Source organism: Micromonospora sp. DT41 (assembly GCF_049841715.1).
Lineage (GTDB): Bacteria > Actinomycetota > Actinomycetes > Mycobacteriales > Micromonosporaceae > Micromonospora > Micromonospora profundi.
In genome coordinates this window covers 1-294 of record NZ_JBNCKU010000060.1, presented here as the reverse complement: position 1 = coordinate 294, position 294 = coordinate 1, and the positions used below count along the sequence as shown (strand labels likewise).

General features: G+C 67.0%; 1 protein-coding gene. It reads left to right on the top strand.

Going from position 1 to position 294, the window contains the following annotated elements; translation table 11 throughout:
• Positions 1 to 142 precede the first annotated feature (142 nt).
• Positions 143 to 294 (top strand): (4Fe-4S)-binding protein (locus ACLQ23_RS31605; RefSeq protein WP_425881541.1); only part of this gene is annotated, 152 nt, incomplete at its 3' end.

Here is a 294-nt window from a genome sequence, read left to right as displayed (position 1 = left end):
GCCGCGAACCTGCGCGTCCTGGCCACCTGCCCGTTCTTCGCGGGATGGATCGCCCGGCATCCCGAGTACGAGGATCTGGTGTACCAGTCCCGCAGCAGAGTCAGTGACTGAACAGTTGGGCACGGCAGCGACGGAGGTCGGTATGAGCAGCGGGACCGAGAGGAAGTCCTACGACGGAAGGTCGATCACCGTGACCTTCGAGGGCAGGCGCTGCTTACACGCCGCCGAATGCGTCCAGGGCTTACCGGAGGTCTTCGACACAGGCCGGCGCCCGTGGATCCGGCCCGACGGCGC